25 protein-coding genes are annotated in these 22,743 nt (G+C 67.3%); 14 read left to right on the forward strand and 11 right to left on the reverse strand.

Going from position 1 to position 22,743, the window contains the following annotated elements; all coding sequences use genetic code 11:
• Positions 1–660 carry a GAP family protein gene (locus tag AB0H54_RS19470; protein ID WP_357346718.1) on the forward strand — a complete coding sequence of 220 codons (660 nt, stop codon included), beginning with the start codon at positions 1–3 and terminating at the stop codon, positions 658–660.
• On the opposite strand, the gene AB0H54_RS19475 is transcribed toward AB0H54_RS19470, so the two are convergent.
• The gene (locus AB0H54_RS19475; protein ID WP_357346719.1) at positions 661–1,623 is read right to left on the reverse strand and encodes a WYL domain-containing protein; all 963 of its coding nucleotides are present in this window, start codon (positions 1,621–1,623) and stop codon (positions 661–663) included.
• 63 nt (positions 1,624–1,686) lie between these two features.
• On the opposite strand from AB0H54_RS19475, the gene AB0H54_RS19480 reads away from it, so the two are divergent.
• The gene (locus tag AB0H54_RS19480) at positions 1,687–2,817 is read left to right on the forward strand and encodes an epoxide hydrolase (RefSeq protein WP_357346720.1); all 1,131 of its coding nucleotides are present in this window, start codon (positions 1,687–1,689) and stop codon (positions 2,815–2,817) included.
• A 101-nt stretch (positions 2,818–2,918) separates the two neighbouring features.
• Here AB0H54_RS19480 and AB0H54_RS19485 read toward each other — a convergent pair whose 3' ends face one another.
• The 5 genes from AB0H54_RS19485 to AB0H54_RS19505 all read right to left on the reverse strand — a co-directional run bounded on the left by AB0H54_RS19485 (position 2,919) and on the right by AB0H54_RS19505 (position 5,586).
• Positions 2,919–3,473, reverse strand: a complete 555-nt coding sequence (locus AB0H54_RS19485) for a class IV adenylate cyclase (protein ID WP_357346721.1) — start codon at positions 3,471–3,473, stop codon at positions 2,919–2,921.
• Complete coding sequence (locus AB0H54_RS19490) at positions 3,470–4,144, reverse strand: class I SAM-dependent methyltransferase (RefSeq protein ID WP_357346722.1); 675 nt, start codon at positions 4,142–4,144, stop codon at positions 3,470–3,472. The genes AB0H54_RS19485 and AB0H54_RS19490 overlap by 4 nt, the downstream gene beginning before the upstream one ends.
• On the reverse strand, positions 4,131–4,700 hold the full coding sequence (locus tag AB0H54_RS19495; protein ID WP_357346723.1) for an AAA family ATPase: 570 nt from the start codon (positions 4,698–4,700) through the stop codon (positions 4,131–4,133). The genes AB0H54_RS19490 and AB0H54_RS19495 overlap by 14 nt, the downstream gene beginning before the upstream one ends.
• Positions 4,693–5,121 (reverse strand): hypothetical protein, encoded by a 429-nt coding sequence (locus AB0H54_RS19500; RefSeq protein WP_357346724.1) that lies wholly within the window; start codon positions 5,119–5,121, stop codon positions 4,693–4,695. The genes AB0H54_RS19495 and AB0H54_RS19500 overlap by 8 nt, the downstream gene beginning before the upstream one ends.
• Positions 5,122–5,238: 117 nt before the next feature.
• On the reverse strand, positions 5,239–5,586 hold the full coding sequence (locus AB0H54_RS19505) for a radical SAM protein (protein ID WP_357346725.1): 348 nt from the start codon (positions 5,584–5,586) through the stop codon (positions 5,239–5,241).
• A 160-nt stretch (positions 5,587–5,746) separates the two neighbouring features.
• Here AB0H54_RS19505 and AB0H54_RS19510 point away from each other — a divergent pair, with 160 nt between their 5' ends.
• Positions 5,747–6,484 carry a DUF5919 domain-containing protein gene (locus tag AB0H54_RS19510; protein WP_357346726.1) on the forward strand — a complete coding sequence of 246 codons (738 nt, stop codon included), beginning with the start codon at positions 5,747–5,749 and terminating at the stop codon, positions 6,482–6,484.
• A gap of 10 nt (positions 6,485–6,494) precedes the next feature.
• Positions 6,495–6,962, forward strand: coding sequence for an NUDIX domain-containing protein (locus AB0H54_RS19515; RefSeq protein WP_357346727.1), 468 nt, complete (start codon positions 6,495–6,497; stop codon positions 6,960–6,962).
• Here the strand turns inward: AB0H54_RS19515 and AB0H54_RS19520 are convergent.
• The gene (locus AB0H54_RS19520) at positions 6,944–7,534 is read right to left on the reverse strand and encodes an HD domain-containing protein (protein ID WP_357346728.1); all 591 of its coding nucleotides are present in this window, start codon (positions 7,532–7,534) and stop codon (positions 6,944–6,946) included. The two genes, AB0H54_RS19515 and AB0H54_RS19520, sit on opposite strands and share 19 nt — an antisense overlap.
• A 474-nt stretch (positions 7,535–8,008) precedes the next feature.
• Between AB0H54_RS19520 and AB0H54_RS19525 the strand changes: the two genes are divergently transcribed.
• A complete protein-coding gene (locus tag AB0H54_RS19525; RefSeq protein WP_355272588.1) occupies positions 8,009–8,452 on the forward strand; it encodes an RDD family protein in 444 nt (147 codons plus the stop codon).
• Positions 8,453–8,633: 181 nt separating this feature from the next.
• On the opposite strand, the gene AB0H54_RS19530 is transcribed toward AB0H54_RS19525, so the two are convergent.
• Together AB0H54_RS19530 and AB0H54_RS19535 are read right to left on the reverse strand one after the other, a co-directional pair.
• Positions 8,634–9,611 (reverse strand): YafY family protein, encoded by a 978-nt coding sequence (locus AB0H54_RS19530; protein WP_357346729.1) that lies wholly within the window; start codon positions 9,609–9,611, stop codon positions 8,634–8,636.
• A gap of 59 nt (positions 9,612–9,670) precedes the next feature.
• Complete coding sequence (locus tag AB0H54_RS19535; RefSeq protein WP_357346730.1) at positions 9,671–10,603, reverse strand: SDR family NAD(P)-dependent oxidoreductase; 933 nt, start codon at positions 10,601–10,603, stop codon at positions 9,671–9,673.
• A gap of 102 nt (positions 10,604–10,705) precedes the next feature.
• Here AB0H54_RS19535 and AB0H54_RS19540 point away from each other — a divergent pair, with 102 nt between their 5' ends.
• From AB0H54_RS19540 to AB0H54_RS19555, 4 genes are all read left to right on the forward strand, one after another.
• Positions 10,706–11,371: a TetR family transcriptional regulator gene (locus AB0H54_RS19540; RefSeq protein WP_357347530.1), complete on the forward strand. Its 666-nt coding sequence runs from the start codon at positions 10,706–10,708 to the stop codon at positions 11,369–11,371.
• Between the two features lie 93 nt (positions 11,372–11,464).
• Positions 11,465–12,364, forward strand: a complete 900-nt coding sequence (locus AB0H54_RS19545) for a universal stress protein (RefSeq protein WP_357347532.1) — start codon at positions 11,465–11,467, stop codon at positions 12,362–12,364.
• A 276-nt stretch (positions 12,365–12,640) separates the two neighbouring features.
• Positions 12,641–13,744, forward strand: a complete 1,104-nt coding sequence (locus AB0H54_RS19550; protein WP_357346731.1) for a hypothetical protein — start codon at positions 12,641–12,643, stop codon at positions 13,742–13,744.
• 149 nt (positions 13,745–13,893) lie between these two features.
• A complete protein-coding gene (locus AB0H54_RS19555) occupies positions 13,894–14,427 on the forward strand; it encodes an NUDIX hydrolase (protein ID WP_355272580.1) in 534 nt (177 codons plus the stop codon).
• Here AB0H54_RS19555 and AB0H54_RS19560 read toward each other — a convergent pair.
• Positions 14,424–15,773, reverse strand: a complete 1,350-nt coding sequence (locus tag AB0H54_RS19560; RefSeq protein WP_357346732.1) for a hypothetical protein — start codon at positions 15,771–15,773, stop codon at positions 14,424–14,426. The two genes, AB0H54_RS19555 and AB0H54_RS19560, sit on opposite strands and share 4 nt — an antisense overlap.
• A 171-nt stretch (positions 15,774–15,944) precedes the next feature.
• Between AB0H54_RS19560 and AB0H54_RS19565 the strand changes: the two genes are divergently transcribed.
• The 3 genes from AB0H54_RS19565 (at position 15,945) to AB0H54_RS19575 (ending at position 17,976) form a co-directional block, all read left to right on the forward strand.
• A complete protein-coding gene (locus AB0H54_RS19565; protein WP_357346733.1) occupies positions 15,945–16,169 on the forward strand; it encodes a hypothetical protein in 225 nt (74 codons plus the stop codon).
• 165 nt (positions 16,170–16,334) lie between these two features.
• Positions 16,335–16,616 carry a hypothetical protein gene (locus AB0H54_RS19570; RefSeq protein ID WP_357346734.1) on the forward strand — a complete coding sequence of 94 codons (282 nt, stop codon included), beginning with the start codon at positions 16,335–16,337 and terminating at the stop codon, positions 16,614–16,616.
• Between the two features lie 145 nt (positions 16,617–16,761).
• Positions 16,762–17,976: an FAD-dependent oxidoreductase gene (locus AB0H54_RS19575; protein ID WP_357346735.1), complete on the forward strand. Its 1,215-nt coding sequence runs from the start codon at positions 16,762–16,764 to the stop codon at positions 17,974–17,976.
• Between the two features lie 31 nt (positions 17,977–18,007).
• On the opposite strand, the gene AB0H54_RS19580 is transcribed toward AB0H54_RS19575, so the two are convergent.
• Positions 18,008–19,156 (reverse strand): serine hydrolase domain-containing protein, encoded by a 1,149-nt coding sequence (locus AB0H54_RS19580; RefSeq protein ID WP_357346736.1) that lies wholly within the window; start codon positions 19,154–19,156, stop codon positions 18,008–18,010.
• A gap of 188 nt (positions 19,157–19,344) precedes the next feature.
• Here AB0H54_RS19580 and AB0H54_RS19585 point away from each other — a divergent pair, with 188 nt between their 5' ends.
• Complete coding sequence (locus tag AB0H54_RS19585; RefSeq protein WP_355272568.1) at positions 19,345–19,770, forward strand: hypothetical protein; 426 nt, start codon at positions 19,345–19,347, stop codon at positions 19,768–19,770.
• Positions 19,767–22,730, forward strand: a complete 2,964-nt coding sequence (locus AB0H54_RS19590; protein ID WP_357346737.1) for a tetratricopeptide repeat protein — start codon at positions 19,767–19,769, stop codon at positions 22,728–22,730. The genes AB0H54_RS19585 and AB0H54_RS19590 overlap by 4 nt, the downstream gene beginning before the upstream one ends.
• Positions 22,731–22,743 lie beyond the last annotated feature (13 nt).

A 22,743-nucleotide genomic window follows, 5' to 3' on the forward strand; every position in this document is an offset into this window, starting at 1 on the left:
GTGGGTGGACTACTGCTCATGCTGTTGCCCGAGATCCTGGGCTTGATGATCACCCCCGGTGCGGTCATCGGCTGTGTCCTGCTGTTGCGTTCGCGCGAGCCGGTACGCAACGCGTCGATGCTGGGCGCCGGATTCCTGGTCGTCTACTTCCTGGTCGCACTGGCCGCGGTGCTCGGCGGCGCGTCCGATCCGGCGGCCACCTCCGCCCGGACTTCCGCCTACGCCGGACTCATCGTGGGCCTGTTGTTCCTGGCGATCGGCGGCTGGTTGCTGTATCGCAAGCCCCGACCGACCGCCGAGCGCCCGAAACTACTCGCCGAACTCGACTCGGCCGGTCCGCGTAAAGCTTTCGCGTTGGGCGTGGTGCTCGGTGTCTTCAACCCGAATCTGTTCATCATGCTGGCGGGGATGAGCGCCATCTCCAGTGCGGCTGTCGGTACCGGCGCGGCGCTCGTCGCCACCCTGGTGCTGCTCGTCGCGGCCGTCGCCGATTTCATCATTCCGATCGGGATCTTCATCATCGCCGGTGAGCATGCCGAACACGGCCTCGCAGTCCTCGAGAAATGGATGCTCGCGCACAGCAGGGCCCTCACCCTGTCGGTGCTGTTCGGTTTCGGCACGCTGTTCGCCGTCCGCGGCATCGTCAACCTCGCCGGGTGATCACCTCGGGGGTGGGCTGCTCGCCGCGCGGCGGAACCTCGTCGCGAGGCGATCGAACGCCGCGGCGAGCTCGTCGCCGTCGATCACCTCGATATCGAGATCGAGCTGGGTGACCCACAGTGCGAGCCGGTCCGGATCGGTGGAACCCAGCTCGACGCGGCAGGTGGATTCGTCGACCACCTCGATATCGACCGGGATCCGGATCTTCGCGGCGACCTCGGCGGCGGGAGCGTGCACGAGGACGCGGGCGCGGTACTGCCAGGCGGCCTTGCTGACGCGTCGGACGACGTAGTCGACGGCATCGTCCGCCGGGATCACGCGCGGCGGGAACCGCGCGCCCGTCGGTGTGTGGGCGACCATGCGGTCGACCCGGAAGATCCGCCAGTCGGCACGGTCGAGATCCCATGCGAGCAGGTACCAGAGCGAACCCCAGCTCACCAGCCGTTGCGGCTCGGTGTGGCGGGCGCTTTCGGTTCCCCCTGGCTTGGTGTAGCCGAACCGGAGCCGCTCGTGACCGCGAATCGCGGTAGCGACCGCTGCGAGGCCCGACAGATCGAGCGGCGGCTCGGCTCCTGGAACAACGCTCGTCGCCTCGCGTACCGCCTCGACCCGCCGACGCAGGCGAGACGGCAGCACCTGCTCCAGCTTCGCGAGCGCGGTCAGCGATGTCTCCTCGACACCGAGCCGCTGGGTCGCGACCGCACCCAGTCCGATCGCGACGGCGACGGCCTCGTCGTCGTCGAGCAGCAGCGGTGGCATCGCCGTCCCGGCGACCAGCCGGTACCCACCCGCGACGCCGGGACGCGCGTCGACGGGATAGCCGAGCGACCGCAGCTTGCCGATGTCGGCGCGCACCGTCCGCGTGCTCACCGCGAGCCGGTCGGCGAGCTCGGCGCTCGTCCAGTCCCGTTTGAGCTGCAGCAACGACAGCAGTTCGAGCAGGCGGGCCGAGGTTTCCAACATATTCTCGATCATTCCAGCAATTGCGGAAGCTATCCTGCCGCATTACCCGGGAGCCTGGGTGGCATGAACGAGAACAGCGCACTCACTCCCTTCCGCATCGAGATCCCGCAGGCCGATATCGAGGACCTTCGCGCCCGGCTGACCCACACACGCTGGCCGATCCCCGTGCCGGGCCGAGACGATCGCACGGACTTCAGCCGGGGCATCCCGCTGCCGTACCTGAAGGAGCTCGCCGAATATTGGCGCGACGGGTTCGACTGGCGTGCGCAGGAGGCGAAACTCAATGAGCACGAACAGTTCACGACGGTTGTCGACGGCCAGACGTTCCACGTCGTGCACGCGTGCTCGGCGAACCCGCGGGCCATCCCGCTGCTCCTCAGCCACGGCTGGCCCGGATCGTTCGTCGAGTACCAGCGCCTCATCCCGATGCTGACCGACGAGTTCCACCTCGTCGTCCCGTCGCTGCCCGGCTTCGGGTTCTCCACTCCGCTGTCGGGGACCGGCTGGGAGCTGGCACGGACCACGGAGGCCTACGCCGAGATCATGACGCGGCTGGGCTACGAGCGGTTCGCGGCCCACGGCACCGACATCGGATCGGGTGTCATCGGCCGCCTCGCGGCGCTGCACCCCGAACGGGTCATCGGCACGCACACCGGCGCCGACTCCCGGTTGCTCGCGTTCGTCGGCGACAAGCTCCCGCTCCCGGATGGTCTGTCCGAGGACGAGATCGCCCAGCTCGAGGTAGTGCGCACCGAGGTCGCCGCCGAGCGGGGATATCTCGAGATCCAGAACCACCGCCCCGACACGATCGGCGCTGCGCTCACCGACTCGCCGGTCGGTCAGCTCGCGTGGATCGCCGAGAAATTCACGACCTGGTCCGGTGCCTCCCGAACGCCGGTCGACCGCGACCAGCTCCTCACCAACATCAGCCTGTACTGGTTCACCCGCAGCGGCGCGTCCAGCGCGCAGTTCTATTACGAGGGCGAGCACTCCGGACTCGACTGGATCATGGCCGCCGACGTGCCGTCCGCATGGGCCGTCTTCGACACCCACCCACTCATGCGCCGTGCACTGGACCCGTGGAAGGCGATCACCCACTGGAGCGAGTTCACCGAAGGCGGCCACTTCCCCGCGATGGAGGCGACGGAACTACTCGCAGAAGACATCCGCACCTTCTTCCGCAGCATTTCCTGATCACAACGCTAGGCCGGCGGGCCGGGGAGAAACCCACGTTTGCCGTCGGCGGCCGCGCACCGGCATTTGCGGGCCATCACCTGTCAGGGCCCGCGACAGGGCTACGCGGTGGAGTGGCTGAACAGCAGGGTTGGTTCGGTCAGGATGTCCCGGCCGAGTTCTACCAGGTAGATCGTGTCTACGCTGCCGAACTTCGCTTGGGTGTAGTCGAGTCCGAGGTCCGCGGCGGCTCGGCGGACCGAGGATTCGTCGGGCCCTTCGATTTCGAGGAAGGTGGGCAGGTCCGGCCAGGTGTCGAGGTCGAAGACGACGTCGCCGAGGCTCCATTCTTCTCGGTAGTTCTCCTGATATCGGGTCTCTGTGAGCCCGATCGCGGTGAGGATCTCGGCCATCGAGTCCAGGTCGCCGACGGTGGTCTCGACCTCGGTGGTGCCGTCGATGGTTGTGGAGTCGGTGACGCGCTTGAGTGTCAACGTTGTTCGGGTGCCTTCGTCCCGGAGGCGGACCCAGGCTCCTTCGGGCACCGCCTCGCCGTCGAAGATCTTGCGGGTCAGCAGGGTTCGAGGGAATCGTTGAGCGGCGCCGAGCGCCTCGAGCTTCGCCTTGATCACCTCGACGTCGATCGCCAAGAAGGTGGCTTCGTATTCGTGCTTCATCGAGCTCGCGACCCTTCGTCGAGGAGTTCGGACTGTGCAGCGAAAAGTACACCCATGCGGTGCGTGTGGTCGTGGAGTTGCCCGACGTGCGGCCGTTCGATGAACGGATCCGTTCTCAAGGTGAGCAACACTTCCCACGTCTCACCGGGGAAGTAGCGGAACAGCTTGTCCGGGGTGGTGTAGTGCTCGATGCGGTACTGGTGATCCTCGACCGGCATCATGAATTCGGCGCCGAAGAGCCCGCCGGGGGTGAGGAGGTCGGTCATTCGTCCGATGAACTCGCTCAGCGGACGATGGTGGTTGGCGCTGTAGTGCCACGAGCAACTCGTCCACACAGCCTCAGCCTGCAATTCAGGCAGCTCGGCGTCGAAGAAGTCGTGTGGTTCGATCCGCACGCGGTTTGTCAGCCCGGCGTCCTCGACACGTTCGGCCAAGCTGGGTGCGTACGCGAGACCGGATCCAGGTAGCAGAACCTCGCCGCCGAGTAGCGCTTGCGGGTCGCTCTCGACGGCGATGACCGTGTACCCGGCGGCGGCGAGTGGCAGAACGAACTTGCCGTCGCCGGCGCCGACGACGGTCACCGTCGCGCCCTGGCCGCAGCGGTCGTCCAGTTCACGCAGGAATTGCGGAAAGAAGGTAAGGGTTTGCTCCCAGAGGCTAGCGGGTTGCATCTTCGGACCCATTTCGGTTGAGGGACAGGATGGTTCGGACAACATCGGCGGGTGCGCTCGCCGTCGTGTCGATGCGATGTGTGGCCCATTCGCCGATAGCGGCGGTGAGGCTTTCCGAGTGTTGTTCGGCAAGGATGTCCCACTTGGTGACAGCTTTGTCGCGGTGCGCAAGACGGCGCAGTCGTTCGTGCGGTGCACATGTCAGCTGGTAGGTCACTGGTTCGGGCAGCTCAGCGGGCAGCACGATGCCGAGCGTGGCACCGTATTCGCGATGAGTGGTAATGCAGCGCGCGAAATAGCTTTCGACGACGACGGGGACCCCGGCCTCGAGATAGCGCACAATCTGGTCTGTCGCGGTCAGGAGAGCGGACAGGAACAGGCACATGCGCGCGTCGGCATTGCTCGACTTGTCCAGCTTCCGGCGTAGCGACTGGAAGTTCGCAGGGACCGTCGCGACCAAGACGGCCTGCCGGGCCTGTGCCAGCAGCGGCGCGACGGTGGTTTTGCCGGTGCCCGCGAGTCCTTCGATGCTCTCGAACAGCACGTGTTCAGACACGGCCATACACCACGTCGGGGATTCCGAGAGCGATCTCGTCGTGCGCGGATGGTCGGTATTCGATGCGGTCAGAGGCTTTGTCGTACCAGAAGGCGTGTGAGTCGTTGCCTACGGCCTTGCAGGACATGGTGAGTGCGCCGCGGGGGTCGGTCTCGATTCGGTCGATGGTGTCGTTGCCGGCCGAAGTCGGGCACGTCGGTGATTCGTTGAGGTCGTCGTCGAGAATCACCGCGATGTTCAGGTGAGCCTCGCCGAGTCGGCTCCGGAGGTCGGTGTAGGCGGCAGGGTCGGTGATCAGCATGTCCGGGTGCTGTGCCGCGTTGCCCACAGCGCGGAGCTGGTGCAGTTTGAGTTGCGCCACCCCGTGCGATTGGAGGGTTCTCGCCAGGTCGACGACTTCGTCGATGTTGTATCGGTTCACGGTCAGCGTTGCACCAGTGGCTACGCCGAGGCTGTGCGCAAGAGCGATGGATTCGATGGCAGTGGTGTAGCTGCCGTTGCGGCGGATGCGGTCGTTGGTGGCGCCGATGCCTTCGAGTTAGATCCGCAACAGGTCGATGCACGGCGCGATCTCGCGCAGCCGGGCGCCGATGCGGTAGCCGTTGGTGCAGATTTCTACGGCCAACCCCAGGGTGTGCTTGGCATGGCGGGCCACACGCGGCAGTTCCTTGTACAGGAACGGCTCACCACCCAGCAGGACCACGGCCTCGGTGGCGTAGTCGCGCTGCATGCGAGCGAGGAGATTGCAGGCTTGTGCGGCGGTGAATGCGTCGGCGTATTCGAGCCGTTCACCGTGGAAACAGTGTTTGCACTCGAAGTTGCACCGATAGAGCAGCTGCAAGTAGAGGCGTCGGATGGTGTGGATGCCGGTTCGTTCGGTGATCATATTGGCCGCCTTGGGTTTCGGTGAGGCCAACATCGTGGCCGTCGGCAGCCGGACCCCGTAACCGCGTTTGGGACGTCGCCCAGGACGTCCGGGGACGTTTCGATTCCTGGTTCGGAGCCTGTGCTTGCTCGAGCCTGTCGCGTCGGCTTCTATGGGAGGCGTGAACATCCGGCTGCAGAGTGTGCTCCATCAGCGCGGGATCGCGCCCGAGTCGCTGGCCGATGTCTGTGAGGTCGATCCGAAGACGGTCGGGCGCTGGCTCGGTGGCAGGGTCCCGCATCCTCGGCACCGCCGACGTGTGGCGCATCACCTGCGGGTCGAAGAGGGATTCCTTTGGCCACCTGCCGTTGCCGAGAGCGCCGCGCCAACGAACGTCGAACTTGTCGCCACTTTTCACAATCGTGCTGAAGTGCCTCGCGAGATCTGGCTGTCTCTGCTGGGTAATGCGACCGAGCAGATCGACGTTCTCGTGTTCTCCGGTACGTTCCTGGCGCAGTCGAATCCCCGTGTCGCCCACACGCTCACCGAACGAGCACGCCAGGGGGTCCGAGTGAGGCTGTGCTTCGGCGACCCCAGCGGCAGGGCGGTCCTCGAACGTGGTCTCGAAGAAGGTCTCGGCCGGGATACGTTGGCCGCGAAGATCCGTGCCTCGCTTACCTATTACCGCTCACTCCCGTCTGTTGAACGGTGCGAGGTGCGACTACATGATACGACGCTCTACAACTCGTTGTTTCGATACGACGACACCATGTTGGTGAATCCACACATCTGGGGGCAGCCAGCCAGTGCCAATCCCGTATTCCAGCTCAAACGGGTCAACGATGGCGGCTGGTTCGACAACTACGCCGAGAGCTTCGACGCGATCTGGGCAGATGCACAGCCCTGGATTCCGGACTGAGAGGTCGACAATGGGCAGAATCGAGTACTACCACGATCCGAAGGCCCCGAAGCCCAATTCGCTTGTCGTGGCATGCAATCTGCTGGTCACCGACGCTGCCGGGGCGATTCTGCTGCAACGTCGTCGCGACACAGGCCAGTGGGCGTTGCCGGGCGGCGCGATGGACTTCGGTGAAACTGCAGCCGAATGTGCTATCCGGGAATGCCGTGAAGAGACCGGGATTACCGCTGAAATCACCGGATTCCTGGGCATTTACAGCAATCCCCACCACATCGTCGCCTACACCGATGGCGAGGTGCGCCAGCAGTACGAGAACACCTATATCGGGCGACCGGTGTCAGGGAAGCCGACGATCAACGACGAAGCCGACGGGGTGAAGTTCGTTGCTTCCGATGATCTGGACAACTACGACATCCACCCGAGTATGCGTCAACAAATCGGTGACTATCTGTCTGGTAGCTACCCTAACCTCGGCTGATTCTGCAGCGCCCGTTCGATCCTTCTCGTTGCGGCCATGATCTCTGGTTCCGCGCGTTGGATGAATCTGCCCACCAATGTGTCTGGGCCGTAGCGGCCGATGATCTCGGTGATCCGCGAGGACTGCGTCGTCCGGCTTCCGTCGGGCGTTGTTGTCATGTCGGCGTAGATCAATGCGTCTACCAGAAGGCGGTCCTGGGGGAGAGGAAACTCGGCTTCCAGCTCGCCGCGGAGTCCGCGCTCCTCTGCCTCCAGCAGCGCACAGCTGTGGTTAGCCACGAGCCGCGTCAGCTGCTCATCCACGCCATGCTCATCCACGCCATGCTCGTCCCGCAGAAATCGGGCACCGTCGAGTGGATGAAAGCCCGTCCGCGCCAGTCTTGGGGCGTAGCCGACGTCATGCAGTATGGCCGAAGCTCGAAGTAGGAGTGCATCGGCGGCCGGCAGGCAGGCGGTGAGCTTCTCGGCGGCTCGCTCTACACCCTGGGAGTGCGACCAACGGCGTGGCAGGGCATGCTCCAACTCTGCGCGGGCGATCGACCTGGCCCATTCGATATCAACATCGCCACCCACAGGCGGGAAACTACCGGAGAACAGACCATTCGCGCGACAGTTGACCGGCCACGCCCGCGTTCCGCAGACCATTCCGGCGCGACAGAGCCTGCCGCCGATCAGGGCGCGCTGTCCCCTGGCTGAAGATGATCAGGCGTCCGCGAAGAGTTCGGCGGTGCCGGACAGACAGGTCGCCGTCGGTTCGCCGAGGTCCAGGGGTGGTGGAGATCCGATCGAGGACAGCGGCGGTGTCGGTGATGCCGCACAGAGCGAAGGTCGACCGAGGCTCGTTTCCAACAGGGCACGGGCACGGACGGCGACGAGCGGGTCGTAGTCGACAGGCGGTCGCTACCGTCCGTCTCCGTACTCGACGTGGTCTCGATCCACCTGACCCGTGTCCCTGCCGTGCGAAGCGGTGAGATACTCGGTGTGCCACCGTGACTGGCGGTTTCTGCGTCGAGGACGGTGACGTGTGATCGCGTCGAGGAGGACACCATGACCAACACAGTCGGCATCACACCCGCCGGAATCGGACGTCGGGCCGCAGCGAGGTTCATCGACTGGATCATCGCCGGACTGATCGGCGCGGTCTTGTTCTGGCTACTGGAGCGAGTCACCGATCTCCCCAGCTGGATCGCGATCCTGCCGGGCGCCGGATTCGGGTTCCTGTACTTCGTGGCCTTCGAAGTAGCGACGGGGTCGACACCGGGCAAGAAGATCCTCGGGCTGCGTGTCAACGGCGCCGGCGGCGCAAGCAAACCGGATCTGGCCGAGTCCGCCAAGCGCAACGCGTACATGCTGCTGAACCTGATTCCCTGGGTCGGCGGCCTGCTGTGGTTCATCGCGGCGATCGGCATCGCGGTGACGGTGAGTTCGAGTTCGACCAAGCAGGGCTGGCACGACAACTTCGCGGGCGGTACCCAAGTCGTCAAGGATTGATGCCCACGGTGTGCGGTCGTGTGTTGGGTTCGCCGGTACCCCGGTGACAGGGAGTCGGCGAACGCCGAATCTCCTGTGCCGGAAAAGGAATCGAACACATGGCCGCACAGGTGATCTTCAGCAGTAGCTACTCCGACCGGTCGAACGAGTTCCAGGCTCCGAGCCGACCGTTGTATCACCGCTACCGGGTCGGGTGTGCGTTGTCGCGGGGAGTGATGGCCACGGTGACGCGGTCCGCCAGCGCGCGAAGGTGGTCGATGAGTTCGGGCGGTTCGTGAACATGGAACCCGAAGCCGAAAAGTCCGGTGTAGACGGCTATTTCATCGAGCGAGTTCGAGCCGGTGTGCAGCAGGCAGTGCCCGTCGTCGATCGCCTCGATGACACCGACCGTCGGCGGGATCCGATCCGCCGCCGCGGCAGCCGACACCTCGAGGGTGATGCGTGCCTGGTAGCGATAGGGGGCGGTGCTGACCCCGCGGGACACCCAGCCGGTCAGGTCGACCTCGGGTGCCTCGCGCGGGGTGAATCGAGGCCCGTTGGGGACGCGGAGGCGGAGGCGGTCGACACGGTAGGTGCGCCAGTCCTGTTTCTCGACGTCCCAGCCGACCAGGTACCAGTGCCGTCCGGTGTGCACGAGTCGATGCGGTTCGGCCGCCCGCCGGATCTCGGAACCGTCATGGGTGCGGTAGTCGAAGCGGAGCTGTTCGTGGTCGCGGATCGCGGCGGCGATCGCGGTGAGGACATCCGCGTCCACCGATGGCGTGCCCGCCGGCATGCTGACTGTCGCTGCCTGGAGCGCCGAGACTCGGTGACGTAGCCGGGCCGGCAGGATCTGCTCCAGTTTGGCCAGTGCCCGCAGCGAGCTCTCCTCGATGCCGGTGATCGTTCCGCTTGCCGCGGTGCGTAATCCGACGACGACGGCGACCGCCTCCTCGTCGTTCAAGAGCAGCGGAGGCAGTTTGGTTCCCGCTCCCAGGCGGTATCCGGCCGCACCGGAGACCGCGTGCACGGGATAGCCGAGGTTGCGGAGCTTGTCGATGTCGCGGCGGACGGTTCGGGTATCGACGTCGAGGCGTTCGGCGAGGTCGGCGCCGGTCCAGACGCGGGGTGTTTGCAGGAGCGAAAGCAGTTCGAGGAGGCGAGCCGAAGTTTCCAACACCCCGCACATTCTTCCGCACAGCTAGGACGGTATTTGTCCTAGCTGGTGGCTCGACGACCTCAGGAGTCGCTGCGGAGCGGAGTCACTGCCTCACCGCAGGGAAACGTCACCCCGGTGAGCTGCTCGGAGACGTTCCACAGCCGCTGCTGGACGGCCTGGTCGTGGGAATCGGCGCTGGAGGTGACCAGTTTCGGATAGCCACGGATCTCACCAAGTCCGCCGGGCCCGTAGTACTGGCCGCCGACGACGGCCGGATTGGTAGCGGCGCGCAGGGTGGGCAGGGCACCCATCTCGGGCGTCTGGGTGAGCAGCGGCGCGAGCCAGGTGACCGGCACGCGGAACGCGGCGGGCGAGTTGCGCACGAGTTCGGTGTTGGACACGCCGGGATGGGCGGCGACCGCGACGGTGGTGTCGTGCGGAGCGAGCCGACGCTGCAGTTCGTAGGTGAACATCAGGTTGGCGAGTTTGGACTGGCCGTAGGCGGCGACGCGGTTGTACGAGCGCTCCCACTGCAGATCGTCGAAGTGGATGCCGGCCAGGATGCGGTGTCCGGTACTGCTGACCGTCACCACGCGGGAGCCGGGGACCGGCAGAAGTCGGTCGAGCAACAGGCCGGTGAGGGCGAAATGGCCGAGGTGGTTTGTGCCGAACTGCAATTCGAAGCCGTCCGCCGTGGTCTGTCGCGGGGTGTACATCACGCCCGCGTTGTTGATCAGCAGGTCGATGCGTGGGTGGGCCTCGCGCAGGTCGGCCGCCGCGGACCGGATCGATTCCAGCGAGGTGAGGTCGAGCTCCTGGACGGCGACCTCACCGGTCATGCGGGCGGCCGCTTGCCTGCCCTTCTCGACGTCGCGGACGGCCAGCACCACCGTCGCGCCGCGCGCGGCGAGCAGCCGAGCGGTCTCGAAACCCAGTCCGGTGTTGGCTCCGGTCACGATCGCGACCCGGCCGTGCTGATCGGGGATGTGCTGCTCAGTCCAGTTGCTGCTCATGACTTCTCCTAAAGAACCGGCGGTCTGTTATAGATTTCACCGTAAGAGACCGATGGTCTGCTGTCAAGAGACCGGCGGTCTCTAAGCTACGATGGCGGCGTGATGTTTCAGCGAGCGCGCAGCGAGGAGCAGCGGGAGATCCGCCGACAGGCGATCCTGGACACGGCGGCCGAGATGCTCGCCGAGATGCCGGTAGCCGCGGTGAGCCTCAACGAGCTCAGCCGGCGGGTGGGCCTGGCCAAATCGAATGTCCTGCGGTATTTCGAGTCGCGCGAGGCGGTGCTGCTCGAATTGCTGGACTTCTTTCTGGAGAGCTGGCTCGCCGCCCTCGCCGATGAATTGGTCGCGGGCATCGACGCGCGGGAGGCGCCGGAAGTGCGGGCGAGCCAACTCGCCGATGTCCTCAGTCGTTCACTGGCGGACCGGGTCGTCCTGTGTGACCTCTTCGGTGCGCAGGGTGGCGTCCTCGAGCACAACGTTTCGGTCGAGGTGGTCAAGCGGCACAAGCGGTCTTCCCTCGCACGACTCGCGGCCATGACCGAGCTCGTGCGCCGTCACGTCCCCGAGCTCGACGACGGCCAAGCGCAACTGTTCTGCCTGATGGGCCTCGTCTCGGCGGGCGCCCTGTCGGCCTACGCCTCGCCGCCGCCCAGCGTGCTCGCCGCCTACGAGGACGAGCCTGCGCTCGGTGTGCTCCACCGAGATCTGCGTGACGCTCTCCGAGCGTCCTTCACCTCGGCGCTGCTGGGCGTGCTGCCACGCGCCTGAGTCTTTCCGTTCTTGTCCTCGGGCCGGGAGCTTCTAGGATGGGTCGAGCACCACCAGGAGCACCTCGTCTCTTCGACGCGAAAGGTCGCGCCCATGGGCAGCCCGGTATCCGATACTCCGGATCGTGAGTCGGCGCCGGTCCTGGTCGGTATCGACGGGCACAGTGATTCGGCGGTGCGGTGGGCCGCCCGCGCTGCAGTGGCTCGGCGGCGCCCGCTCCATCTGCTGTGCGCCCTCGAAATCAGCTCCGTACAGTCGGTTTTCGGGCGTTTCGACCTGTTCACGCCCTCGCTGTCGGACACCGTCCGCGCGCAGGGCGAGGAACGTCTCCAGAATGCGCGTCGATTGGTCGGCACCATCGATCCCGGCTTGGCGGTGGCGGTCGAACTCACTGACGACGACGCCGCCGACGCGCTCGTCGCGCGGTCGGGCGGCGCCCATCTCACGGTGATCGGTGCCGGGCGCGGCGGGAATCGGCTGGGTTCCACGCTGCTCGCGGTGTCCGCGTACGCGGCCGGCACCGTCGTCGCGGTGCGTGGCGATCTCGCCGCGCGCACCGACCTACCGGTCGTGGTCGGGGTGGACGGCAGCGATCTCAGTCGTGCCGCGGCGGCAGCGGCTTTCGCCGAGGCTGCGCTGCGCGGCGTGCGCTTGGTTGCCGTCCATACCTGGGACGACCTGCGCTACGAGAAGGCGGCCGCGCTGCCGGATCCGGTCGACGACGCCGACTCGATCGCGGAATCGCACCGGTTGCTGACCGAGGTGCTGGCGCCGGGCCGGGCCGCGCACCCCGCGGTCGACGTCGAGGAACGGGTCTATCGCTACAGCCCGGCCCATCATCTCCTCGAATGGTCCGTCGAGGCGCAGCTTGTGGTCACCGGGAGCCGCGGGCGCGGTGGTTTCCGGGGCCTGTTGCTGGGGTCGACGAGCAATGCGCTGGTCCAGCACGCGCGGTGCCCGGTCATGGTCGTTCATCGCGCGACAGAGCGCTGAACGTCCCGATCGAAGATCATCATCGAGGGCTTCTCCGCTGATCGGCGACTATCCAGCGAAGCTGCAAATCGAGGTGGTCATCGCGATTCTCGAGTGTTGATCCAGGGCAAAACGGAATATTTGGCACTTGCCTGGCATTTCGGACCTGGCACTCAGCAGAGCTGGCAACCACTTGGTAACAACTCGGTCTTCGGTAGCCCGAACGCGGGCACGGTCTGGACATACTGGTGATTCGACGACCTGTGCACCTGAAAGCGACACTATCGAGGAGTCCGCGTGCTGCACACCGATGTCCCCACCCGCCGTGAGATCGCCGTCCTCGCCGCGATGACCGCGCCCTGGTCGGTGTCGATCTACACACCGACCGAGATCGATCCCGCCGAACCGGACATCAGCCGCGTCGCCTTCTCCAATCAGGTGCGTGACGCGCTCGAGCGGGTCACCTCGGCGGGGGAGCGGGCGGCGCTGTCCGAGGAATTCGACGACCTGCTCGACGATCCCGAGTTCTGGCGGTTCCAGTCGCGCACGCTCGTCGTGCTGGCCACCCCCGAGCGAATCCGGATCTATCGGTTGCCGAATCGGCTGCCGGCGTCCACCACGGTCGCCGACCGATTCCTGCTCAAGCCGCTGCTGCGCACAGTGACTTTTCCGCAGTCGGCCTATGTCCTCGCCCTGTCGGAGGGCGCCGCCCGGTTGATCGATGTCGACGCCGAGGGCCCCGCGGTCGACGTCACCCCACGCGATCTGCCGAGTAGCGCCTCCGACCATGCCGGGAAGTCCTCGCTGGGCGATCGGGCGCCGAAGGGGCGGGTCCAGGGATACGAGGGACGCAAGATGCGGGTGCGGCAGTACGCGCGCGCCGTGGACCAGCAGTTGCGGACCATCCTGACCGGCCGTGACGTCCCGCTGGTGCTCGCCGCGACGGAGCCCACCGATTCGCTGTTCCGGTCGGTGAACAGCTATCCGGATCTGCTCGACGAGAGCCTGGCGGGCAACCCCGAGCACCTCGGCCCGGACGAGCTCGCCGCCCAGACGAGACCGATCCTGGACCGCTACTACGCCGCCCAGCTCGCCGACCTGGGGACGCTGTTCGACAAGCGGATGTCGGAGGGCCGTGCGTTGTCCGATATCGCCGACATCGCCCGCGCGGCGACGTTCGGCATCGTCGGCATCCTCTTCGTCGACATCGAGACCGCGCTCCCGGGCACGCTGGCCGCCGACGACGGCGCGGTCGAATTCGGTTCCGATGTCGAAGGTCTCGATGTGCTCGACGAGATCGCGCGCCGGGTGCTGCTCACGGACGGCCGGGTGCTCGCGGTGCGCGGGTCGGAGGTGCCCGGTGGCGGTCCGGCCGCAGCGATCCTGCGATACCCGATGTGACAGCCTGACAAGGGTACGGGTGAGGCTTTCGTGTGCTCGGCCGCCGGTGGCCTTGCCGTCGGTGTGACGCCGTCGTCTACTGACCGTCGGTCACCGAGGAGGCGATCACTCGCACCACAGGTGGCGGTGACCGCGCTACCGTCGAGGGCGTGAGCGACACACAGTGGAAGATCCTTGGCGAGACCCTGGTGGACGAGAACCGCCACATCCGCCTGACGACGGTGGACATCGAGTTGCCTGATGGCGTCCGGTTCACGCAGTACGCCGCAAAGTTGCCACGCTGCGCGATGACCCTAGTGCTCAACGGCTCCCGTGAGGTACTGCTGATGAGGCGACACCGGTTCCTGATCGACCAGTGGGTGTGGGAAGTCCCTGGCGGCTACGTCGACGGCGCCGAGGATGTCGCCGCAGCTGCCGCCCGTGAGGTCGAAGAGGAGACCGGCTGGCGGCCCACGTCGATGCAGCACTTGGTCACGTATCAGCCCGCGATCGGCACGCTCGATCAGCCGCAGGAAATCTACTTGGCACGGGGCGCTGAGCCGACCGGCGCGGCCCCGGACGTCAACGAGGCCGAAGAGGTTCGCTGGGTGCCGCTCGACGAGGCGGTGCAGATGATCGACCGCGGTGAGATCGTCGGCGCGGCAACGGTGGTCGGGATCTACCGAGCGCTGTCGCTGACCTAGGCGCTCGCCTTCACGCGCTGTCGGAAGTCGCCCACATCGGGCAGCGCGTCATGCGGGGCCAGACGCGCCCGTACATCCCGGAGGTACGCGCCGGTTCGCTTGGACGCCACTTCGCCCGCCAGCTCGAGCGCCTCGTCGCCGACTCGGACAGCTTCGTGCGGGTCCTCCTGCGCGAGTGTCGAGGCGAGAAGGCACAGGTTGAACGCCTTGCCCCGGTCATAGCCATCGCTCATGTCGAGCGACTGCCGAGCCAGTCCGGCGGCGCGTTTGTGATCGCCCAGTTCTCGGAAGCACTGGGCGGTCTTTGCTGACATGTAGGCGCTGTCCAGGTAGGACAGCCAGCCGGGCAGGTGCGCGTCGCCGCGATCAAAAGCCCGCTCGGCGGCGTTCAGCGTGGTGGCGAACGAACCGCGGTCGACTCGAGCCGCGTGCCCGTGCGCCTCGACCATCAGGCAACCGGCCTCCAAGGTCGCCGACCCGGTCGAGCGGGCGGCAATCTGTGCGGCGCGTGCCAGGTCGACGGCGTCGCCGGGGCGGCCGACATAGGTGGCCTGATGTGACATCGCGCTCAGGATCTCGGCGCCGAGTGCCGGGTCGCCGGCAGCGCGCGCCATTCGCAACGCCTGAATCAGGTACCGCTGCGCGAGGCCGTGCTCCTCGAGGTCATAGGCGGCCCACCCGGCGAGCTTTGTCATCTCTGCGGTAGCGCCGAACAGCTTCCGGCCTGTGGCCTCGTCGTAGATGCCGCGCAAGAGCGGAGTCACCGAACTGTGCAGGTAGTGGACCACGGTGCTGCGGACTCTGCCGCCGCCGACTCGATTGTCGAGTTCGGCAAAGGATCTGGTCATGATCCGCACGCCGTCGACGTCGGACAGCCCGACCCGACGAGATCCCTTCGCAGAGGACGGCCGCTCGGGGCCGGGAAGGGTCAGCCAGCGCATGCTCGCTGCCGAGTAGGCGGCCACGGCGTAGGACGAGTCGCGCAGGAAACGTCGATGCTCGACATCGCTGCGCCACAGCGCGGTCGCCGCCTCGGTCGCTTCGGGGATGGAGAGCGAGAATTCCAGGCCGAGATCGGCGGAGTCGCCGCCAGTCATCCCGCACTCGGCCGGGGTGACGCGGCGCCCGACGAGCTCGCTCATCACTTCGGCGACGAGCGCTGGTACCGGTGGCGCCGGCTGCTCGCCGGCCAACCAGCGTCCGACGGAGGTGTGATCGTAAGCCAGTTCTACGCCGACTGCGCGGCCACGCTGTACGACTCTGCGGGCCAATGCTTTACGGAGAACGCCGGTCTCGCCGACCAGGTCGTGCAGTAGGTGGTTGGGCTGCTTCGGCATGCGTCCCATCTCAGGAGTGTGGCACGGGCTCGACTGCATAGCCAGGAATCCGATTCCGTGCACACCCCCTGTGCACACACCCGCCCATGTCGCACGCCTTACGCGGGAAAGGCGGCTCGCGGTGTGCTGAATTCAGCCTCGATTCGAGGCCGACCAACACCCACGCCGTGAAGGGGCGCGATGTTCGACCACCTGACCGCACGGGAGCGCACCGTGCTCGATGTTCTGAGACCCGGCGGCATATTGACTGTCGACCAGATCGCCCGCGGCGCGGGCTTATCGAAGTGGAAGGCGCGCCGCGCTCTCGGGGTGCTGTTCCGCGACGGCTTCGCATTCCGCAGACAACGCGACCTCTGGCAGATCTGGCCGCCGCTCCGGACACCGCCTCGGAAGTCCGTCCGGTGACGCTTGGTTGGCTGCAACGACTGGACGGCTCGTGGTCGCGCATCGACGACGAAGGCCGCGAGCACACGGTCGCATTCGGTCCGTGGGACGACAGCACCTGGCTGCGCGAGCTCGACTCCGAGACTCCGCGCTCGCGGGGCGCCACGCGCTCGGGACGGGGAACGAGTGATCGATAGCAACGCGCCCGCGACACTGACCCGCTGCCAGCGCTGGACGCTCGAGTCTCTCGCCGCTGTCGCACCGACTCGCCTTCAGGGCACCACGGTGTACGAGCTCGCCGCTGCGCTGCGTCACGACACTCGTCAGACAGGCGCCTACCTCGGCGAACTGCACCGGCTGCGCCTCGTCCAGTACCGCGAGTACGCGGGCGGGGTGCTCTGGTGGGTCAACGCCGCTGGTCTGGAGTTTCTGAAGCCTGCTCCATCCGAGCTCGACCGAGCAGTGTGATCGCGGCGATCGCATCGTCCAGGGGTACCTGCTGAACCATGCGTCAACTACTAGTTGACGACAGGTCGTGCGTCAACTAGTAGTTGACGCACGGCGGACGTTCGTGAGTGGTTTCGCCGACATCCCATCGAACCGAGGAGTCGTCATGGAAACCTTCGACAGCGCTGCGCGCAGGCAAGCCGAGCCATCGGGCAGTCGGGCGGTGATCGTCGGCGCTGGGATCGCAGGTTTGGCGGCCGCGCTGCGATTGCGTCAGCAGGGCTGGGATGTCGTCGTGGTCGAGCGTGCGCCGAGTCGTCGCAGTAGCGGCTATCTGGTGAACCTGCACGGGCCCGGATATGACGCGGCCGAGCGGCTCGGGCTGCTCCCGGCGTTGAACCCGCGCGATATCGGATTCTTCACCTCGGTCCTCGTCCACGCCGACGGCCGGGAGAAACTCCGGATTCCCGCCGCCGTCGCCGAGGCCGCTGTCGGGGACCGGGCCTTGAGCTTGTTCCGTGGCGATCTGGAGTCGGCGCTGTACGACGCCGTCGCCGAGTTCGCCGATATCCGTTTCGGCACCACGGTGCGGGCCATCACCCAGACCCCGGAGGAGGTCGACGTCACCCTCAGTGACGACACCCATCTGCGCGCCGAACTCCTCGTCGGCGCCGACGGCGTGCACTCCCGGGTTCGCGAGCTCGTCTTCGGCGCCGAGTCCGAGCATTTCGTGGACCTGGGCCATATGGTCGGTGCGTTTCCGCTGGACACACTTCCCACCCGGATGCCCGATGGAGTGGGCACCACGTTCATCGGTCCCGGCCGCACGGCCGCGGTGATGAACATGGGGCCGGGTAGGTCCTCGGCGTTCTTCGCCTACCGCTGCCCCGACGCCGACTCCGCCACCGAACTCGATCTCGGCGCCGCACCCGCGCTCACCCGAGCGTTCGGGGATCTCGGCGGCGGTGTCGCCGACGCACTCGGTCAGCTCGCCGCCGAGCCCGGCAACGCCTACTTCGATTCGGTCGGCCAGATCGTGATGGACCGCTGGAGCCAGGGCCGGATCGTGCTGCTCGGCGACGCGGCCTGGTGCGTCACGGTCTTCGCCGGTTACGGCGCCGCCCTCGCCCTCGACGGCGCCGACCGGCTCGGCACCGCGCTGGCCGAACGCGGCGACGACATCCCCGCCGCGCTCGACGCCTGGGAGACGACGTTGCGGCCGGAGGTGGACAAGCGGCAGGCACTGGCGCGCAAGGGAATCAGCCGATTCGCCCCGCCGACACGCACTCATGTCTGGGCGGGCGAAATGATGCTTCGCGCGATCCAGCTCCCCGGCATCCGCGGCCTGGTCCACCGTGCCATCCAACGCGCCAACAACTAGCCGCTGATCCGGGTCGGCGGTGGTGTCGCGATCACTGCTCGCCGCACAGCGCGTGATCGACCAGTGCGCTCGCCGCGTTCTCCTGCGCCAGAATGTGTTCGGGGGTATCGCCCAACGCTTCGGACATGGACACGACGACGCTGCGTGTGCCGTCGGCGGTGACGCCGTTGTGGGTGATGTAGCCGCCGTCGCCACCCTCGTGACCCCAGTAGCTGCCGCCGCAGCTCAGCGGGCGTTCGACCAGGCCGAGCCCGTACCGTCCACTGGGCCACAGCTGCTGCAGGTCCTCGCTCACGGGGACGGTCTGGCGCATCTGGGCCAGCTGTTCGGCGGGCAACAGACGTCCCGTGAACAGTGCGCGCAGAAAGAGATTCACGTCGCGGGTGGTGGTGACGAACGACAGGATGTCCGGATCCACCGGGATCTGTTCGGTGACATCGACTTCCGCGTCGGGCCCGAACAGCTGATACGCCCTGGCATGCGGCGTGGGCAGGGTGGGGGAGGTGCCCGCCCAGCTGGTCTGGTCGAGGCCGAGCGGGCCCAGGATGCGGTCCTCGATCTCCTGGTGCGCGGGACGGCCGGTGACCTGGTCGATGATCATGCCGAGCAGGACATAGCCGGTGTTCGAATACCCCCAGTCCGTGCCGGGCGCGAAGTCCGGCCGATGCGCCATGGCACGCGCGACCAGCTGCTCGGGCGTGTACACGTCGTAGCGCTGCTCGTAGTACTCCTGCGGCGTGGTGTATCCGGGCAGGTCGTCGTGCAGGCCGCCGGTGTGCTGGAGCAGGTGGCGCACGGTGATCCGCGAGCCGTCGTTGCCGTTGCCGCGCACCACCGCGGGCAGCCACCGGTCGACGGTGTCGTCCAGGGACACCCGGCCCTCGGCGGTCAGTTGCAGCACCGTCGTGGCGACGAACACCTTGGCCGTGCTCGCCAGCCGGAAGTAGCCGTCCGCCGAGACGGGACGGCCGGTGGTGCGGTCGGCGGTGCCGCTGGTGGCGACGGTGTGCCGCCCGTCCGGTGCGATCATCCTGGCCTGAACGCCGCTGACGCCGAGAGCGTGGAGGGCCGCGGTGTCGCGGCGGAGCTGGTCGGCCGGTGTCGCGTGGGCGATGACCTGCCCGCTGCCCGCGAGCAGCGTCGCGACCCCGGCCACCAGCACGAACCTACGCAGATGCATGGTTGACACCCTTGCATCGCAAGGCCTTCGCGCACATCAGGGACAACCCGGACCCGAGTCCCCGATTCGCTGTGACCACGGTGCGGCTCTGCGAACCGGAAAGATCGATGACCGAGGTCGAGCTGCGACCGCAGAAGTCTCCGGCCCGGTATTCTCGAACGAAACATCCTGTGTTCTAAGGACTCTCAATGGATGAACTGATCATCGCTGCCGGGTCCGCCTTGGTGACCGCGTTGACCACCCAGACCTGGACACAGGCACGGGATGCGATCGTCGGCCTGTGGCGGCACGGTGATCCGGAGGAGGCCGAGGAGGTCGGGCGCGATCTCGAGCGCCAGCGCCCCGGTCTGGAAGCAGCCCAGGCCGCGGGCGACACCACCATCGAGGCGGTGCTAGCCGAATCGTGGCAGCACCGCCTCCGTCGACTGCTCCAGCACGACCCGGAACTGGCCGTCGAACTGCGTCGAGTCCTCGACGAGAACCTGCGGCCCGCAGCGCCGGGCGCGGTTCCGGTCGAGGACCATTCGGTGACGCTCACCGCGGAGGTCAGCGGCGGTATCAGCATCCAGGCCGGGCGTGACGCCCACCTCTCCGGTCCGCCACCGCTGCCGTGACGGCCGAACCGCCCCGGGTCGAGCTCGTGGCCTCGGTGGACGGCGGCACCAGCATCCAAGCCGGCCGCGATGTCCACGCGACCATCGTCCAGGAGACGGCGCTCGCGCCACGGGGACCGGCCGTGCATCTGTTGCCGCGGGACCTTCGCACCCTGGTCGATCGGGAAGAAGTCATCGCGTCCCTGGTGACCGGCGCGGCGAGTGGGCTCACCGCCATCGGCACCATCAGCGGCACCGCGGGGATCGGCAAGACCGCGGTAGCCATCCGTGTAGCGCATGCGCTCGTGCCGCACTACCCCGACGGCCAGTTCTTCGTCGACCTCCGCGGCCACCGGCCCGGAGCGACACCGGCCGAACCCGCCGAGGTGCTCGCCACCCTCCTGATCGATCTGGGTATCCACCCGCGACACATTCCCGACGGCCTGGACGCCCGACGCGATCTGTGGCGGGATCGCGTCAGCCATCAGCGGATCCTGGTCGTCCTCGACGACGCGCGCGATCAAGGGCAGGTCGACCCCCTCCTGCCCAGTGGCAGTCGCTGCTTCACCCTCGTCACCAGCAGACGCCGCTTCGTCGCCATGGACGACGCCGTCCCGACGCCGCTCGACATGCTGCCCACGGAGGATGGCGCCCAGCTGTTCCGGAATCTGTCCGGTCGCCGGACATGGCAGGCGGCGGATCTGGCCGCGGTCACCCAGCTGGTCGAGTGCTGCGAGGGCCTGCCGCTGGCCCTGGTCCTGCTGGCCGGTCGCCTCGCCCATCATCCGAGCTGGTCGATCGCGGACTACGCCGCGGAATTCACCGGAGCCGAGGATCGTCTGGGTGAATTGACCTCCGGGACCCGCGCGGTCGGCGCGGCGTTCGAGATGTCGTATCGCGCCGTTCCCGCAGGACGGCAACAGTTCTTCCGGCGGCTGGCCCTGCATCCTGGAACCGACATCGACGCGCACGCCGCGGCCGCTCTCCACGACTGCAGCGTCGCCACCGCGCGGCGCGAACTCGAAGCGCTCTATGAGGATCACTTCGTCGACGAGAAGTCACCCGGCCGCTTCCGCACCCACGATCTGCTGCGGGAATACGCGCGCACCCTGCTCGCGCGCGATCCCGTGCTCGAATCCGCCGAAGCGGTGCGCCGCCTCATCGCCCACTACGCCGACATCGCCGAACGCGCGGAGCAGTTTCTGGGCGCCACCACGCGCCCTACCCGCCGAGCGGGTGTCGGGACTGCCCCAACCGACCGTTCCGGCCCGCGTGACTTCGCCGCCGCTCTCCGGTGGCTGCGCGCGGAACGCGCCAACCTGCTCGCCTGCGTCGAGTATGCTTGGCGCATCGAACATTTCGAGCACCTCTTCCGGTTGACCTCGTCCCTGGCGGGCCTGCTCCGGTTGGACGGTCCCTGGGAACAGGCGGCCCGTCTGCACAGCAGGGTCGCCGAATACGCGCGGACCGGCGGCGACCAGCTCGCCTACGGCAACGCCCTCAATGATCTGGCCGTCGTCCGGGATCTCACCGGGGCACACGCCGAGGCACGGGATCTGCTGACCGAAGCGCTCGAGACCTACCGTCGGATCGAACATCGGACCGGAGAGGGCAACGCCCTCAACAACATCGGTCACGTCCTGCACGAACTCGGCGAGTTCGACCACGCCCGGAGTCTGCTGCGAGCGGCGCTGGCGATCTTCGAGGAGTCCGGCGACCGGCTCGGCCGGGCCACCGCCGGATACAACCTCGGACTCGTCGCCATCATCACCGGCGACTATCGGACGGCTGCCGCCGAGCTGACCGCCGCCCGCGAGCTCTATGCGGCGATCGATCAGCCGCTGTGCCTGGCCGAGACGGTCAACGAACTCGGCACGCTGAGCAGACTGAGCGGCGACTACCCGGCCGCCGTCGCCTATCACGAGCAGGCACTCGACCTGTGCCGCACCATCGGCAACCCGCTCGGCGAGGCGCAGGCCCTGCACGCGATCGGTATCCTGCACCAGATCACCGGCGACTACCCGGCCGCGATCGAGGTGCACCGCAGCGCCGTGGCCGCGTTCCGGCAGTTGGGCAACCGCCGGGGCGAGGCCGACGCCGTCCACCACCTCGGCATCGGCCACCGGCTGGCCGCCGACTACCCTGCGGCTGTCGCCCAGCAGGATGTGGCGAGCGTGCTCGCCCGCGACACCGGCAATCCCGCCTTGCAGGCGAACTGCCGGGTCGAACAGGGTCGCGTTCACCGGCTGACCGGTGATTTCGCCGCCGCCACCGAGCTGCTGGCAGACGGAGCGCGGCTGCACGCGCAGGCAGGTGACCTGGTCGGCGAAGCCTACGCACTCGGTGAGCTCGGACTCGTCCTGCGACGTCGCGGCGACTACCGACAGGCCCTCGACCTCCAGACCCGCTCGCTGACCATCGGACGTGAGGTCGGCCATCGCATCTGCGCGACCAGCGCGCTCGTCGAGCTGGCCCATCTGCACTGCACGGCAGGCGATGCCGAGGCTGCCACCGCGCACGTCGATTCGGCACTGGCCGACTATCGTGCGGCGGGCGACCGTTTCGGTGAAGCGAACGCGTTGGTCGCGCTCGGTCGGATCCGCGATCTGGACGACGACCGCGACGCGGCGGGTCGGCTGTTTTCCGAGGCACGCGACATCTATCGCTCGGTGGGCACGCGCGCCGGTGAGATCTACGCGGTCAACTTCCTGGCGGGGCTCGCCGCCCGCGGCGACGACCTCGACACCGCTGCCGAATTGTTCACCGGCACACTCGCCGACGCGGCCGGACTGCACGACACCTACGAGGAAGCGCACGCACTGGCCGGGCTCGCCGAGGTCGCCCGTCGGCGCGGGGCCATCGACGAAGCCCTCGCGCACCTCTCGGCAGCCGTCGCGCTCTACGACCGGCTCGGCGCCGCCGAACACGACGACGCCACCCGGCGCCTGGTCGCGTGGCGCGCGGCTGACGCCCAGGACTGACGCCCAGGGGCAG

It is taken from the genome of Nocardia sp. NPDC050718, from assembly GCF_040654235.1.
GTDB lineage: Bacteria > Actinomycetota > Actinomycetes > Mycobacteriales > Mycobacteriaceae > Nocardia.

Excerpts from the sequence above, each read along its gene's own strand:
- AB0H54_RS19540 (WP_357347530.1), top strand. The coding sequence starts at position 10,706 with ATGTTTCAGCGAGCGCGCAGCGAGGAGCAGCGGGAGATCCGCCGACAG.
- AB0H54_RS19505 (WP_357346725.1), bottom strand. The coding sequence starts at position 5,586 with ATGATCACCGAACGAACCGGCATCCACACCATCCGACGCCTCTACTTG.
- AB0H54_RS19545 (WP_357347532.1), top strand. The coding sequence starts at position 11,465 with ATGGGCAGCCCGGTATCCGATACTCCGGATCGTGAGTCGGCGCCGGTC.
- AB0H54_RS19475 (WP_357346719.1), bottom strand. The coding sequence starts at position 1,623 with ATGTTGGAAACCTCGGCCCGCCTGCTCGAACTGCTGTCGTTGCTGCAG.
- AB0H54_RS19480 (WP_357346720.1), top strand. The coding sequence starts at position 1,687 with ATGAACGAGAACAGCGCACTCACTCCCTTCCGCATCGAGATCCCGCAG.
- AB0H54_RS19515 (WP_357346727.1), top strand. The coding sequence starts at position 6,495 with ATGGGCAGAATCGAGTACTACCACGATCCGAAGGCCCCGAAGCCCAAT.
- AB0H54_RS19560 (WP_357346732.1), bottom strand. The coding sequence starts at position 15,773 with ATGGGACGCATGCCGAAGCAGCCCAACCACCTACTGCACGACCTGGTC.
- AB0H54_RS19585 (WP_355272568.1), top strand. The coding sequence starts at position 19,345 with ATGGATGAACTGATCATCGCTGCCGGGTCCGCCTTGGTGACCGCGTTG.
- AB0H54_RS19575 (WP_357346735.1), top strand. The coding sequence starts at position 16,762 with ATGGAAACCTTCGACAGCGCTGCGCGCAGGCAAGCCGAGCCATCGGGC.
- AB0H54_RS19535 (WP_357346730.1), bottom strand. The coding sequence starts at position 10,603 with ATGAGCAGCAACTGGACTGAGCAGCACATCCCCGATCAGCACGGCCGG.
- AB0H54_RS19565 (WP_357346733.1), top strand. The coding sequence starts at position 15,945 with ATGTTCGACCACCTGACCGCACGGGAGCGCACCGTGCTCGATGTTCTG.
- AB0H54_RS19485 (WP_357346721.1), bottom strand. The coding sequence starts at position 3,473 with ATGAAGCACGAATACGAAGCCACCTTCTTGGCGATCGACGTCGAGGTG.
- AB0H54_RS19490 (WP_357346722.1), bottom strand. The coding sequence starts at position 4,144 with ATGCAACCCGCTAGCCTCTGGGAGCAAACCCTTACCTTCTTTCCGCAA.
- AB0H54_RS19580 (WP_357346736.1), bottom strand. The coding sequence starts at position 19,156 with ATGCATCTGCGTAGGTTCGTGCTGGTGGCCGGGGTCGCGACGCTGCTC.
- AB0H54_RS19525 (WP_355272588.1), top strand. The coding sequence starts at position 8,009 with ATGACCAACACAGTCGGCATCACACCCGCCGGAATCGGACGTCGGGCC.